The organism is Kitasatospora sp. GAS1066B (genome assembly GCF_041262605.1).
Classification (GTDB): Bacteria; Actinomycetota; Actinomycetes; order Streptomycetales; family Streptomycetaceae; genus Kitasatospora.
In genome coordinates this window covers 369,310-382,108 of record NZ_JBGCCO010000002.1, presented here as the reverse complement: position 1 = coordinate 382,108, position 12,799 = coordinate 369,310, and the positions used below count along the sequence as shown (strand labels likewise).

The 12,799-nt window shown below is 71.9% G+C and carries 10 protein-coding genes and 1 pseudogene; 6 read left to right on the top strand and 5 right to left on the bottom strand.

The window, feature by feature from the left end; all coding sequences use genetic code 11:
• Window positions 1–135 precede the first annotated feature (135 nt).
• From ABH937_RS03335 to ABH937_RS03325, 3 genes and pseudogenes are all read left to right on the top strand, one after another.
• Window positions 136–961: pseudogene (locus ABH937_RS03335) on the top strand (serine/threonine-protein kinase); the annotation flags it as partial.
• A 102-nt stretch (window positions 962–1,063) separates the two neighbouring features.
• Complete coding sequence (locus tag ABH937_RS03330) at window positions 1,064–1,579, top strand: hypothetical protein (RefSeq protein ID WP_370217124.1); 516 nt, start codon at window positions 1,064–1,066, stop codon at window positions 1,577–1,579.
• 187 nt (window positions 1,580–1,766) lie between these two features.
• A complete protein-coding gene (locus ABH937_RS03325) occupies window positions 1,767–2,540 on the top strand; it encodes a DUF1266 domain-containing protein (RefSeq protein ID WP_370217123.1) in 774 nt (257 codons plus the stop codon).
• 25 nt (window positions 2,541–2,565) lie between these two features.
• Here ABH937_RS03325 and ABH937_RS03320 read toward each other — a convergent pair whose 3' ends face one another.
• The 3 genes from ABH937_RS03320 to ABH937_RS03310 all read right to left on the bottom strand — a co-directional run bounded on the left by ABH937_RS03320 (window position 2,566) and on the right by ABH937_RS03310 (window position 7,167).
• On the bottom strand, window positions 2,566–5,133 hold the full coding sequence (locus ABH937_RS03320; protein WP_370217121.1) for a LuxR C-terminal-related transcriptional regulator: 2,568 nt from the start codon (window positions 5,131–5,133) through the stop codon (window positions 2,566–2,568).
• A gap of 670 nt (window positions 5,134–5,803) precedes the next feature.
• Window positions 5,804–6,814, bottom strand: coding sequence for a hypothetical protein (locus ABH937_RS03315; protein ID WP_370217120.1), 1,011 nt, complete (start codon window positions 6,812–6,814; stop codon window positions 5,804–5,806).
• Window positions 6,811–7,167 carry a PadR family transcriptional regulator gene (locus ABH937_RS03310; RefSeq protein ID WP_370217119.1) on the bottom strand — a complete coding sequence of 119 codons (357 nt, stop codon included), beginning with the start codon at window positions 7,165–7,167 and terminating at the stop codon, window positions 6,811–6,813. The genes ABH937_RS03315 and ABH937_RS03310 overlap by 4 nt, the downstream gene beginning before the upstream one ends.
• A 620-nt stretch (window positions 7,168–7,787) precedes the next feature.
• On the opposite strand from ABH937_RS03310, the gene ABH937_RS03305 reads away from it, so the two are divergent.
• Both ABH937_RS03305 and ABH937_RS03300 read left to right on the top strand, forming a co-directional pair.
• A complete protein-coding gene (locus ABH937_RS03305) occupies window positions 7,788–9,053 on the top strand; it encodes a family 2 encapsulin nanocompartment cargo protein terpene cyclase (RefSeq protein ID WP_370217117.1) in 1,266 nt (421 codons plus the stop codon).
• Window positions 9,054–9,071: 18 nt separating this feature from the next.
• Window positions 9,072–9,956 (top strand): geranyl diphosphate 2-C-methyltransferase, encoded by an 885-nt coding sequence (locus tag ABH937_RS03300; protein ID WP_280689242.1) that lies wholly within the window; start codon window positions 9,072–9,074, stop codon window positions 9,954–9,956.
• Window positions 9,957–9,983: 27 nt separating this feature from the next.
• Here the strand turns inward: ABH937_RS03300 and ABH937_RS03295 are convergent, their stop codons facing one another.
• Both ABH937_RS03295 and ABH937_RS03290 read right to left on the bottom strand, forming a co-directional pair.
• On the bottom strand, window positions 9,984–10,487 hold the full coding sequence (locus ABH937_RS03295; RefSeq protein ID WP_280689243.1) for a hypothetical protein: 504 nt from the start codon (window positions 10,485–10,487) through the stop codon (window positions 9,984–9,986).
• 134 nt (window positions 10,488–10,621) lie between these two features.
• Window positions 10,622–12,043, bottom strand: a complete 1,422-nt coding sequence (locus tag ABH937_RS03290) for a DUF2252 domain-containing protein (protein ID WP_280689244.1) — start codon at window positions 12,041–12,043, stop codon at window positions 10,622–10,624.
• Between the two features lie 235 nt (window positions 12,044–12,278).
• On the opposite strand from ABH937_RS03290, the gene ABH937_RS03285 reads away from it, so the two are divergent.
• On the top strand, window positions 12,279–12,788 hold the full coding sequence (locus ABH937_RS03285) for a universal stress protein (protein ID WP_280689245.1): 510 nt from the start codon (window positions 12,279–12,281) through the stop codon (window positions 12,786–12,788).
• Window positions 12,789–12,799 lie beyond the last annotated feature (11 nt).

The window sequence follows — 12,799 nt, the reverse complement described above, 5'->3', positions numbered from 1 at the left end:
TCGTACTGGACGTACTTGGGCGATTCGGGCGTGCGTCCAGCCGGGATGCCCGGCGTCGCGGGCCCGGAAAGATCCGCCGTACAGGCCCTAGGGCCGCGCCGGACCTGACGGTGCCACAGCCATACGATGACCGCCATGAACACAGGGGGACCGCACACCCGGCTCATCGATGGTCGCTTCGAACTCCGTGAGCGGCTCGGCGGCGGCATGGGGCTGGTCTGGCAGGCTCGCGACACCGTGTTGCACCGCGAAGTCGCCATGAAGGAGGTGCGTCCGCCCGGCCCGGCGCTGCTCGACGACGACCCGAAGGCCGCGCGTGCTGCGCGAGCGGGTGCTGCGCGAGGCCCGTTCGCTGGCTCGGCTCAACAATCCGCACGTGGTGACGATCTATCACATCGTGGATGTGCCCGAATTCCCCCATCCGTGGCTGGTCATGGAGCTGGTGACCGGTGGCTCGCTGCACGACCGGCTGGCGCGGGGCCCGCTGTCGCCGGCCCAAGCGGCCCGGCTCGGCCGAGGGGTACTGTCCGCGCTGAGCACCGCACACGCGGCCGGCATTCAGCATCGCGGCGTGAAGCCCGGCAACGTTCTGCTGCGCGCTGACGGCACACCGGTGCTCACCGACTTCGGCATCGCCTCGCTTCGGGATTCGACCAGTCTGACCACGACCGGGGGGCTGATCGGCTCACCCGAGTACATCGCTCCCGAGCGGATCCGCGGTGAGGAAGGCAACCCGGCCTCCGACCTCTGGTCGTTGGGGATGTTGCTCTACGTCGCCGTCGAGGGCCACCACCCGCTGCGGCGCGCCACCAGCATCGCCACGCTCGCCGCCGTGCTCGACGAGCCGATCCCGCCGCCCGTGCGATCGGGACCGCTGGGCCTCGTACTCTCCGCCCTCCTGGTCCGGGACACCACGGCCCGCCCGAACGCCGAGCAACTCGACCGGCTGCTCGCTGCGGCCTAAGCAGGGGCCAAAGCAGAGGCCGACGCTGCGGCCGAAGCAGGGGCCCGAACAGCGCAGCCGACGGCCGAGACCGTGCGCGCCTCGATAGCCCCCCTGCGGTTGACCACGCGACCGGGCACGTCCTCCCCAACGCGCCTGGAGGACAGCCGCCCTGAGCCGGTCACGACCTCCCGCCCGGCGCGGAGCCGCTCCAGGCGCAGGGCGATCTGGTCCAGCTGGTCCGGCGCCGCGGTGCTGGCCGCCGCCGGGCTCTGGACGGTGAACTACGGCTACGGGCAGGACAACCCGTCGAACGACGGACCGGTCACCGCCTCCCCCGAGCACCCGGGCCTGATCACCCCGCAGGGCGCACGCTCGGTGGTCCAGGCGATGAGCCCGCGGATGGGAGGCAGCCGGGTCGTGGAGTTCTGGCTCTCCGCGGACAGCGCGTACGCTCGTGCGCCCGTCCCGGGGAACCCGGGACTCTACGACAGGTTCGACTACCGAGGCGGCAGGACCACCCGCGATCCGAGCGGTAGCGGCACCATGTCCGGCGAAGGCGTGGTGCTCGACCTCGACGCCGTCGCATGGGACGAGCTGCCCGGGCTCCTGCAGCAGACCAACCCGCGCGGCTGACCCGGTGCGGCCGGGTCCGGGGAAGGTTACGTAGTTCTACCGATGTCCCCGTCCGTGATCTCCGGGAGCATCGACGTGCGGCGTCGAGGCGAGATCCACTCAAGCGCCCCGCCGTGACTGACGTGCCACCAACCGGTGTCCGGCCATCGCCGACCCCTGACAGATTGAACGCGGAGAAACACAACGCATGGGTATTTTCGGCTCGATCAAGGGCCTTTTCACGTTCAGCTACAACATCCTGGCCGATGCACCGGCGCTGACCGGCGAACAGGAACGCGGCCTCGCGCTCGGTGCGGTATACGCGCTCGAGGGCGATCTGCCGATCAACGCCCTGACGATGGAGGCCGACGCCAGGACCGCCGCCAAGGTGCTGCGGGGCCCGTGGGGCGTGGTGGACACCGAGTCGGCCCGGGAGACCTACCGCTACCTGATCAGCAGCGGACACCGGGGCATCTACCAGGTGGTGCGTCCGTACTTCGAGGAGCTCGGGAGCGCGAAGAAGCGCAGCGAGTACGTCGCCATCCAGAAGCGCGGGGCGCAGGAGCTGCCCGAGGTGGCGCGCCGGCACGAGCTCGCACCCGAGGACGTGCTGCGCTACTTCGGCGGCTACGCCAACACCATCCACGAGGTGAAGCGCAACCTTCCCGAGCAGTACCCGAAGTCGATCGCCGGCTGGGACGCGGCCCGCGTGGTCCACATCAGCCGGCTCTTCCTGGACGCCGGTTTCATCCAGCCGGACGAGGCATGGACGGCGATCGCACAGGCGGTGCAGTTCGCGCGCGCCGAGCACACGTCCTGGACCGAGTTCAACGGTGGCTTCATCTTCGGGCGCGCGTTCTGGCAGATGGGCATGGGAGGGGCGGACGCGGAGAAGATCGCGCGGGATGTCTCGATGTTCCAGCTCAACTCCGAACGCCTGCTCACCCGTGAGGACAGCCCCTGGGCCCGGCTCGCCTGGTAGCCGCCGGCCGTGCCGGTGCGCGCCGTCACGGTGGGTCCTGGGTCGCACCGAGCACGGCGTGGGTCAGGCTCGCCCGATTGGGCACGCCGAGCTTGCGATAGATCCGGCCCAGGTGACTGTCGATGGTGCGCACGCTGAGCACCAGGGCGCCGGCGATCTCGCCGCTGGTCATCCCGGTGCTGGCCAGGCCGGCGATCTCCCGTTCCCGCGCGGTGAGCACGGCCAGCGCACCACCGGGCGCCAGGGCCCTGGTCCCGGGGATGTGCGCGGCGAGCCGGCCGCGCTGGTGGGCGACTTCGTCGGCCAGACGCGCCGAGCCGCACTGGTGGGCCAGCAGCGCCGCCCGGTCCAGCCGGTCGGTCACCTGATCGGTGAGTCCCGCGTCCAGGGCCAGCTCGGCTGCCGTGACCAGGGTGCGGCCGACCTCGATGCGCTCACCGCCGGCGGCGAAGTGCGTGATCGCCTCCTGCGCGCTGACCAGGGCCCGCTCGGTCTTCCCGCGCATGGCGTGGGCCCGCATGCGCACGCGCATGGCGAAGCCGAGTCGGCTCGCGGAGGGCAGCTGTTCGACACAACTCGCCGCACGCCGCGCCCAGTGCTCGACCAAGGCCAAGTCGCCCTCGGCCAGGGCTACCTGTGCCAAGGTGTCGCAGAAGCGGGGTTGGCGCCAGCTGGTGAGGCGAGGCAGGTCGGTGCCACCCGCCGCATCCAGCAGCAGCCAGCCGGCGCGCGTCGGGTCGCCGGTGAGCAGGACGAGCCCGGCGACGAGGCAGCGGACGCCGACGGCCCACCCGGGTGTCTCTCCGTCGGCGATCGCGGCGGCCCGGTCGGCCAGCTCGAGGACCTCCCCCAGGTCGTCCGCGCTGCCCCGCCAGAGCAGCGCCTCGGCCCGGAACGTCGCCAGGCCGGCCCGAGTCGCGGGGTTGCCGGCGCGCTCGACGAGAGGGGTGGTCTCGTCGAGGGTCGCCAGTGCGCCGCGCAGGTTCCCCGCACGCAGCTGGGTGTTGGCCAGGCTCATCAGCATCATGGGCCGGGCATACGTCTGCCCGGTGCGCCGGGACAGGGCCGCGCCGCGGTCGAGGTGACGTTCGGAGTCGGCCAGCCGACCCAACATCCCCTCGGCCATGCCCAGTTGGTACGCGGCCTCCAGGTTGGTCAGCAGCGTGGCATCCGAGGTGGCGTCGACGAGCTCGGCCGCCCTGTGCACCGTCGTCAGGGCGGTGGCCAGGTCGGCGGTGAACAGATGGGCGAGGGATGCCTGGGCCAGGGCGTTGGCCTCACCGACTCGGTCATCGTGCCTGCGCGCGATCGCCGCGCCCGTCTCGGCATGCTGGAGGGAGGTCGCGAAGTCCTGGAGGTCGTAGCTGTAGTCGGCGAGTTCGGCGTGCAGGGCGGCGGCCGTCGCGGAGTCCTGGTCGGCCAGTGCCGCGAGCCCGGCGCGGGCGATGGCTCCGGCTTCGGTGAAGCGGCCGAGCCGTCGTTCGACCCGGCTGGCGTCGGCCAGCGCAGTCGGGGCGCTGCTCTGGTGCGGCGGCCGGCCCGGTCCGGCGGTTCGCAGGGCATCGAGGAGCGCGCGGCTTTCCGGCGCGTCTCCGGTCAGCAGCCGGGTCTGGGCGAGCAGGACGCGCGCCTCGTGCCAGTGCGGCTCGCCCTCGTGGAGCAGTGACAACGCGGCCTGCAGATACTCGGTCGCGGCGGCGGGCGAGCTGTGGAGCGAGTCGCGGGCGGCAGCGATCAAGGTCGTCAGGTGCTCCGGTTGGCTCGGGTCGGCGGCCCGCACGATGTGGTGAGCGCGTCGCGCGATCGGCGCGGCCCGCTCCGCAAGCGCGAGTTCGGCGCTGCGGTGCAGGGCGAGCCTGCGGCTGGGCTCGAGCCGCCGGTAGACGACCTCGCCGACCGCGCGGTGACGCAGCATCAGGTATGGCGCGGGGGCGGCCGCCCGGACCAGGTCGAGGCGGGAGAGGGCGTCCAAGGCCCGCATGGCCGCGGCCATCTCCAGGCCGGCGACCGCGGCGAGCAGTTCCGGGCGGCACGGCTCGCCGAGCACCGCCGCGGCCTGGACCACGGCGAGCGCGGGGTGATCCAGGTCGGCCAACTCGCCGAGGATTGCCAGGGCGGCGTCGGCGCCGGCTTCGCCCTCGGCGCCGAAGACCTTGAGGTACTGCGGATTGCCCAGGCACGCGCGGTGGACCTCCTCGGCCTCGGGGTGGTCGCCGAGCAGTGCGAGGGCCTGCTCGCGGGAGAGTGCTCCGAGGTGCCGCACCTCGAGCCGGCCCGTGGACGCGGCGCGGGAGAGCACGGCGGCCAGCGCGGGCGAGAGCTGGCGCTGCCGGTAGGCCAGCAGGCAGAACACCGGACCGGTGGCGGCCGTGTGGAGCAACCGCTCCACACCCGGGATCCGGTCGTTCGCCAGCTGATGCAGGTCGTCCATGGCAACCAGCGCGGGTATGCCCTGCTCCACCAGCTCGTGCAGATCGCAGCAGCCGTCCGCCGGCGGACGGACGTCGCGGGGCGTGGGGGCGAGCGCGGGCTGACCGTGTGCCGCGAGTACCCGGACTCCGGCGGCCAGGGCGTACGCGGTCGCTGCCAGCATCAGCGTGCTCTTGCCGATACCCGGCTCCCCGACCAGCGCGATTGCCCGTCCCCGACCCGATACCAGCTCACCCAGTGCCACCCGCACGTGCTCGACCTCGGCTTCCCTGCCAACCGATCGAGAAGCCGAGGCGACCAACGTATGCGGCAGCGGCGCCACCTCACGGACCGCAGGGAGTACGCAGCGGCCGGGAAGGAGGCCATCCGTCCGACCCGGCCACGCCGGTGAAACCTCGGGCAGTGAGGTGTGGCTCCACAGATCGTCAGACATGAACGGCACAGTAGTCGCCGCGACCGACGCCTGTGCGTGCCGAAAAAGCCGGTCACCTTATGCGACTTGCTCGTATTCATGGATGAGACCGCCAAGGCGGTCGCGGCGGATGACACGCGATTGGTCATCGGCGGCGGACGGTTCAGGTGTGTCGACAGCTGGTCCGGCGCCACCAGGGAGGGCTGGATCGCCTGCCTGGACGAGCTCGGTAGTGGCTCCAGCGGCGCTGAGACGCTCGGCGTACCGGCGGCCTTCATCGCGCAGCGGGTCGACCGCCCGCCGCCGGGCACGACTTCCAGGCCCGATAGGCCGCACCAGCCGAGGAGTTGGTCGGTAGCCCGATCCCGGAAAGGGCAGCGGCTGGGCCCGGTCCCCCGTGCCGGGCCCAGCCGTCGGGGTGTCAGCCGGCCGTGGGTGGCCGGCGGTCGGGGATGGTCGGCCGCCAGCGGCTCAGCGCCGCTGTGAGCAACGTGGCCACGCCGAGCAGTGCCACGGCCGCGTCGGGGCCGGCGGTCTTCCACAGGAAGCAACCGGCTATGAAGAGCATCAGGACGACGACGGGAGACCCGGCCAGCGCTGCGGCGGCCGGACCGTACCGGCCGCGCAGCAGGGCGGGCACGGCCGCCGCGAGCAGCGCGAGTTCCGTCGCACCGAGCACCAGCGCCACCACGCCGCCGGCGCCGTAGCCGAGCCACCTCACCGGCCCCATTCCGAGCGCCGTGTCGAGCAGGACACCGCCGGTCAGCGCTCCCGCCAGGGCGCTCCAGCTGCGCCGACGGGTGGCAGGTCCGAGCAGGTCGCGCGGTGCGGCCAGCGGGATCAGCGCCCACAGTACCTGCGGCCCGAACCAGGCGAACGCCCGGGCGATCAACTGGGCCCAGTGGCCTTCGGCCCAACTCGTGGAATCCGTCAGCTCCATCACGTCACCGCTCAGCGTCGCCAGCAGGCCGACCACGCCGGACGACCGGGCCGTCGTCCACCGACCGCACACGGCCGCGACGGCGGCCAGCAGCAAGAGCAGCAGGCCGGCCTGATCGAGCCAGTAGGAGGCGAGCTGGAGGCCGGTGGCGGACGGCCACAGGTCCAGCATCCCGAACTGCCGCCAGTGCCTCGGCCCCACGAGCATCAGCACCGACACGGGCCCGGGCTGCGACACGAGCCCCCAGGCCACCGCCGCCGTTGCCGCGAACGGTGCGGCCAGCGCGGCCAGTTGCGCGGGCAGCCCGTCGGAGCCCAGCCCGATCCGCAGCCGCAGCCCGTGCCCGGCCAGGTCGACCGCCTCCCGTGCGGTGGTCCAGCGGCCCGTGCCGGCGGTGGTGTCCGCGAACACCGCTGCCAACTCCTCGCCCCACTCCCGCCGGTAGGCGGCCGGGTGGAGCAGCAGCGCCAGCTTCAACCCGAGGCCGCTCATGAGGCGAACCCGGTGCGCAGCTTCGGGGCGCGGGTGGCGGCGGCGAGCCGGCGTTCGGCCTCGGCGGCGACCGCGCGCAGCCGTTCGGCCTCGGCGGTCAGCACCTCGCGCCCGGTGTCGGTGAGCGCGTAGGTGCGGCGGGCTCGCCCGTCCACCACCTCCTCGCTCTCGACGCGCACCAGCCCCTGCCCGAGCAGGCGGTCCAGCGCTCCGTAGAGCGTCCCCGTACGCAGTTTCACCCGGCCTCCGGAGATCACGGCGACCTCCTGGATCAGCGCGTACCCGTGCCGGGGCGCATCGGCCAGTGCGGTGAGGAGGAGCAGCGTGGGCTCCTGCATCGAACGATCCGTCATGGGACTACATATATCGGATACTGGCATATGCAGTCCAGGGGATCGCGTGACCTCGCAACGGCGGGCAGGTGCCCCGCCCGCCGTTGATCTGACGCTCGGTCACCCCACCCGGAGCCGGCGCGAAGGTCTGCCGAGACCGTGTCCACCGCTGGCCCGGACTCGTCGCCGAGCAAGCGAAAGTGCCAGGGGCAACAGCAAGTCGAGTAGCCGCTGATTATCCGCGCCACCTCGGCGAATTGCAGCGCATTGGTTTGAAAATGCTTGACCGTTAAGCATATCAACTACCTCGTTTCCTCTGGATGGCAGCTGGTCAATGAGTGGCACAACTCCTCCACTGACACTGCTAGTTGTCCGATACTCGCCGAAAACGTGGGTGAATTCTCGCACCTGAGCATGCGACAGCAGCCGTCTCCGACGGAGCGCCGGGTGAAGCCCCCGGTGATCGCACGCCGCTGGCGCGCGCGTATGCGCGGGGTGGGCGGGGATTGCGGATATCGCTGCTGGCTAAGTTAGATGAGCGAGACGACAACTCTGTTGTCTGCCAACCGGATCAAAGCCCCGATGCGCGTTCGGACCCTGGCTGTGTCGGGCCGGCCGGTCCGCACCAGTACGCACAAGGAGTGGTCAATGCCCCTGGCCGGGTTCACCGTCTTCACCCCCGACGTGCGGTCGCAAGTCTCCGGCCGGGCCGGGAAACCGTCTGCCGCGCATGCCCCAGCCAAGCCCGCGGCGGTGCGGCCGTGAACACCACAGCGAACGCCACGGCAGACGCCACAGCGAACACCGCATCCATCGCACGGATTCTGCGCGGCCCGAGCGGTCTTGGCACGTCGAGCCTGCACCCGGGCCGGGCCGACGCACCCAGCGAGGCACCTCACAGGGCACCTGACGCGACACCGGCGGAAGCAGGCAGGCCGATTCCGGGCCTCTACTACCACCCGGTGCCCGAACCCGACCCCGGGCGGGTGGCCGAGGTGGGTCGGCGGGTCAAACAGTGGGCGGTGGAGGAGGTCCAGCTCTTTCCGCCGGACTGGGAAGGCCAGTTCGACGGCTTCGACCTCGGCCGCTACATGGTCGCCTGCCACCCCGAGGCCCCCAGCATCGACCACCTGATGATCGCCACCCGGCTCATGGCGGCCGAGAACGCGCTGGACGACGTCTACTGCGAGGACCACGGCGGCTCACCCATCGGCCTCGGTGGCCGGCTCCTGCTGGCGCACACCGCCCTCGACCCCCTGCACACCACGCACGAGTACCACCCGGACTGGGAGGCGTCGCTGCACGCCGACGCCCCGCGCCGCGCCTACCACTCCGCCATGCGGTACCTCACCGAGGCGGCCACGCCCAGCCAGGCGGACCGGTTCCGGCACGACATGGCCCGTCTGCACCTGGGATACCTCGCCGAGGCCGCCTGGGCGGAGACGGACTACCTGCCCGAGGTGTGGGAGTACCTGGCGATGCGCCAGTTCAACAACTTCCGCCCCTGCCCGACCATCACCGACACCATCGACGGCTACGAGCTCCCCGCCGAGCTGCACGCCCTGCCCGCCGTTCAGCGTGCCATCGCGCTCGGCTCCAACGCCACCACCATCGTCAACGACCTGTACTCGTACACCAAGGAGCTCGCCAGCCCGGGCAAGCACCTGAACCTGCCGGTGGTGATCGCGGAGCGCGAACGGTGCAGCGACCGCGAGGCGTACCTGAAGACGGTCGAGGTCCACAACGAGCTCATGCACGACTTCGAGGCCGCCGCGGCCGCTGCCGCCGCCGCCCATCCCGCACCACCAGTGGTCCGGTTCCTGCGCGGCGTGGCCGCCTGGGTCGACGGCAACCACCACTGGCACTGCACCAACACGTACCGCTACAGCCTGCCCGATTTCTGGTAACCAAGGAGCTGACCACCAATGACCACAACGGACCTCATCGCCGACCCGAACACGACCGCCGAGATCCCCGGACCGGCGACGCCCTACCAGGACGACATCGCCCGCTACTGGGACCAGGAGGCGCGACCCGTCAACCTGCGCCTGGGTGATGTGGACGGCCTCTACCACCACCACTACGGCATCGGCGAGATCGACCGCGCCGCGATCGCGGCGTCCGACGAGGGCGATCGCGAGAAGCAGGTGATCGCCGAGCTGCACCGGCTGGAGTCCGCGCAGGCCGACGTCCTCCTGGACCACCTGGGCCAGGTCCCGGGCGACGCCACGCTGGTGGACGCCGGCTGCGGCCGGGGCGGCTCCATGATCATGGCGCACCAGCGGTTCGGCTGCCGGGTCGAAGGCGTCACCCTCTCGGCCAAGCAGGCCGAGTTCGCCAACCAGCGCGCCCAGCAGCTCGGCATCGACCGTTCCGTCCGCTCCCGCGTCTGCAACATGCTGGACATGCCCTTCGAGACCGGGCAGGTGGCGGGCTCCTGGAACAACGAGTCCAGCATGTACGTGGACCTGGACGACCTCTTCGCCGAGCATTCCCGCATCCTCGCCGTCGGCGGCCGCTACGTGACCATCACCGGTTGCTGGAACCCGGTCTACGGGCAGCCGTCGAAGTGGGTGTCGCAGATCAACGCGCACTTCGAGTGCAACATCCACTCCCGCCGGGAGTACCTGCGCGCCATGGCCGACAACCGCCTCGTGCCGCAGGCCGTCATCGACCTCACGCCGGCGACGCTGCCCTACTGGGAGCTGCGGGCCACCTCCTCGCTGGTCACCGGCATTGAAGAAGCGTTTCTCTCCTCCTACAAGGACGGCTCCTTCCAGTACGTGCTGATCGCCGCCGACCGGGTCTGACCAGCCGTCCCGCTCCTGCTCCGCCGGTCAGTCCGCCGCCAACCGCTCACCGCAGCGGCTGCAGTAGGCCGGGGCGACCCCATCGGGCACCGCGCCGCAGGCCGGGCAGATCCGGTGGAGCAGGCAGGCGGCCTCGCCACCCTCGGCCACGGGCCTGGCCGTCCGGACCCCCTGGACGGCCAGGCCCGGACGCCGCCGGTGGACGGTGAGGTAGACCAGCCCCCCGGGTCCGGCACGCAGTCCGCGCCGGGCGGCGCACGGCAACCAGACCAGCCCGCCGACCTCGAGCGGCAGCGCCCGCGCACCGTCCAACAGCGTGCCGCCGCCAGCGACGACGAGCAGCAGCACGTCCAGGTCGTTCTCCTGGTGCTCGTCCACCACGGCATCGGCCGGCAGGCGGATCAGGTTGGCGTCGAGTTGCCGCCCGGGCTCCGCGAGCCGCCACAGCGCGCCCCGCTGCTCCGAACCGGCTCCGGCGACGCGTTCGGCGAGGTCGGCCAGCAGGCGCGCGGTGCCGGGGGTGGATGTCATCTCGGTCCTCTCCACGTACGTGATCTCCTGACGTCAGTGTGACGCGCCCGCTCCCGGGCTGAGATCGGTGCACGGAGGGACGGCCCGGCGCTCGAGCCATCGACGGCCCACCAGGCGTGAGTTCAGCGCCGGCCTCAGGCCGCTTCGGCGGGCACCCGTCCCGAGGCGACCGCGTCGAGCAGTGCCTGGTGGTCGTGCTCGTTCTGGTCGGCGTAGGTCTCCGCGAAGCGCGTCAGCGCCTGGTCGAACACGTCGCTGCGGCCCAGGTAGGCGGCGATGGCGATCCGGTCGCCGGATCTGGCGTGGGCGCGGGCGAGGGTGGCGCCGCACAACTCGCCGAAGGCGCGCATGCCGCGCGGCACCATCTGCGACGGCTCGGCGATGCCCTTCCAGTCGCGCAGCTGGCGTACGTAGAAGTCGCGCTCGACGCCGTCCGGCGCGTGCACGTGCTCCCAGCCGAGGAAGATGTCGCTGGTGGCCTGCATCAGTCGCTGCCCGGCGACCACCCGCTCGCCCTGGGTGGCGTACCGGCTCGCGCCGGCGTGTGCGGCCAGCACCGACGGGTCGGCCTCCTTGGCCTGAAGGAAGAGGGGGTCCTCACCGTCCTTGCCGAGCATCAGCACGATCCAGCAGCGCGTACCGACGCTGCCGACGCCCACCACCTTGCGTGCCATGTCGACCAGGGTGAACTGGCTGAGCAGGTGCCGGCGGTCCGTCTGGAGGCTGCTGCGGTACCGGGCGATCAGCTCCCGGATCATCTCCTCCAGCGCCTCGCCCGCGAGGCCGGGCATCAGGTCGCGGGCCCGGGTGATCACCGGCGGCTGCGAGGCGATCCGCCGCTCGCCGTCGACCACCTCGGTGAGCTTCTCGAACGCTTGCAGGCTGTCGCGGGTGCGCGCCTTGGCCAGCGTCTCGGACAGCATGGCGCGGCCGCGCTTGTGCAACCGCCCGGCCGCGATGGCCTGCAGCTGTTCGGCGTCCTGCCGGGCGTACCAGACGTCGAGATTGTTCATCCCGGCGAAGCGGCGCATCTGTTCACGGTAGGAGCGGACGGTGGCCTGCACGATCGCGGCGCGTTCCGCGTCGGTGAAACCGTTCTCGCGGCCGGCGATGACCATGCTGGCGGCCAGCCGTTTGACGTCCCACTCCCACGGGCCCGGCAGCGTCTCGTCGAAGTCGTTGATGTCGAAGACCAGGTTCCGCTCCGGGGAGGCGAGCAGCCGGAAGTTCAACAGGTGTGCGTCACCGCAGAGTTGCACGCGCAGGCCGGAGAGTGGCGTGGTGGCCAGATCACCGGCCATGATCGCGGCGGCGCCCCGGTAGAAGCGGAACGGCGATTCCGACATCCGCCCGTAGCGGATCGGCACCAGTTCGGTGACCCGGGTGGCGGACTGCTTCTCGATGACGTCCACGGGGTCGGGCCGGTGCGGGCCCGGCTCGAACTCGGCGTGGCTGGAGCGTGGCGCGTGCGCGCGGGCCGCCCTGCCCAGCTCGGCGCGTTCGCGCGGGGAGCGCCAGGACACGTCGCGGGTGGTGATCGTTGGATTCCGAGTCATCACAGTCTCCGTCCGGTTACAGCCGTCCATCCGGCGGCCCTCGCCCGGGCCGTCGGCACGCATCGGCCTCCCCTTCTCCCCATGCTGCGCGCGGCAGCCGCGATCCGCGCGCGCCGGGGCAGCACGCCAGGGCAGCGCGCCGGGGCAGCGTGCGGGGAGGATCCTGGACGGAGACGGGCTCCCCGGGTCGTCGCCGTGCGACAACCCGCTGCCGGCGAGCCCCCTGGAGGCTCTGATGACCGACAGTCCCGCGCCCGATGCGAAGCGCCCGGTCGCCGAAGGCCCGGTCGCCGTGGGAACGGACGGCTCACCGCCCGCCCGCGAAGCGGTGCTCTTCGCGCTCCGTGAGGCCCAGCTACGCGGCGTCGCCCTGCGGGCCGTGTGCGCCTACGACTACGTGCCGGCCCGGCACACCGGCATGGAGCGGATGGCCTGGCCGGGGACCAGCGGCGGCTACCCGCCGCATCAGTACGATCTCGTCACGCAGGCGGTGGCCGACTCGGTCGCGGAGCTCGCGCGGCAGGTCGGCGGGCCGCCCGTCGAGGTCGAGGTGCGGTGCGAGCTGGGGCGTCCGGCGCAGGTCCTGCTGGAGGGCAGCACGGACGCCTGCCTGCTGGTGGTGGGCACCCGGGGTTCGAGCGCCTGGGGACGCCTGACGCTCGGCTCGACCAGCACCGAGGTCGTCCATCACGCGCACCTCCCGGTCGTGGTGGTGCCGGCCGAGCCGCACGAGGCCCCGGCCTGAGACCGGCTCGC

Coding starts and splice junctions, on each gene's coding strand:
- ABH937_RS03325 (WP_370217123.1), top strand. CDS start 1,767: ATGGGTATTTTCGGCTCGATCAAGGGCCTTTTCACGTTCAGCTACAAC.
- ABH937_RS03320 (WP_370217121.1), bottom strand. CDS start 5,133: ATGCTGGCAGCGACCGCGTACGCCCTGGCCGCCGGAGTCCGGGTACTC.
- ABH937_RS03315 (WP_370217120.1), bottom strand. CDS start 6,814: ATGAGCGGCCTCGGGTTGAAGCTGGCGCTGCTGCTCCACCCGGCCGCC.
- ABH937_RS03310 (WP_370217119.1), bottom strand. CDS start 7,167: ATGACGGATCGTTCGATGCAGGAGCCCACGCTGCTCCTCCTCACCGCA.
- ABH937_RS03300 (WP_280689242.1), top strand. CDS start 9,072: ATGACCACAACGGACCTCATCGCCGACCCGAACACGACCGCCGAGATC.
- ABH937_RS03295 (WP_280689243.1), bottom strand. CDS start 10,487: ATGACATCCACCCCCGGCACCGCGCGCCTGCTGGCCGACCTCGCCGAA.
- ABH937_RS03290 (WP_280689244.1), bottom strand. CDS start 12,043: ATGACTCGGAATCCAACGATCACCACCCGCGACGTGTCCTGGCGCTCC.
- ABH937_RS03285 (WP_280689245.1), top strand. CDS start 12,279: ATGACCGACAGTCCCGCGCCCGATGCGAAGCGCCCGGTCGCCGAAGGC.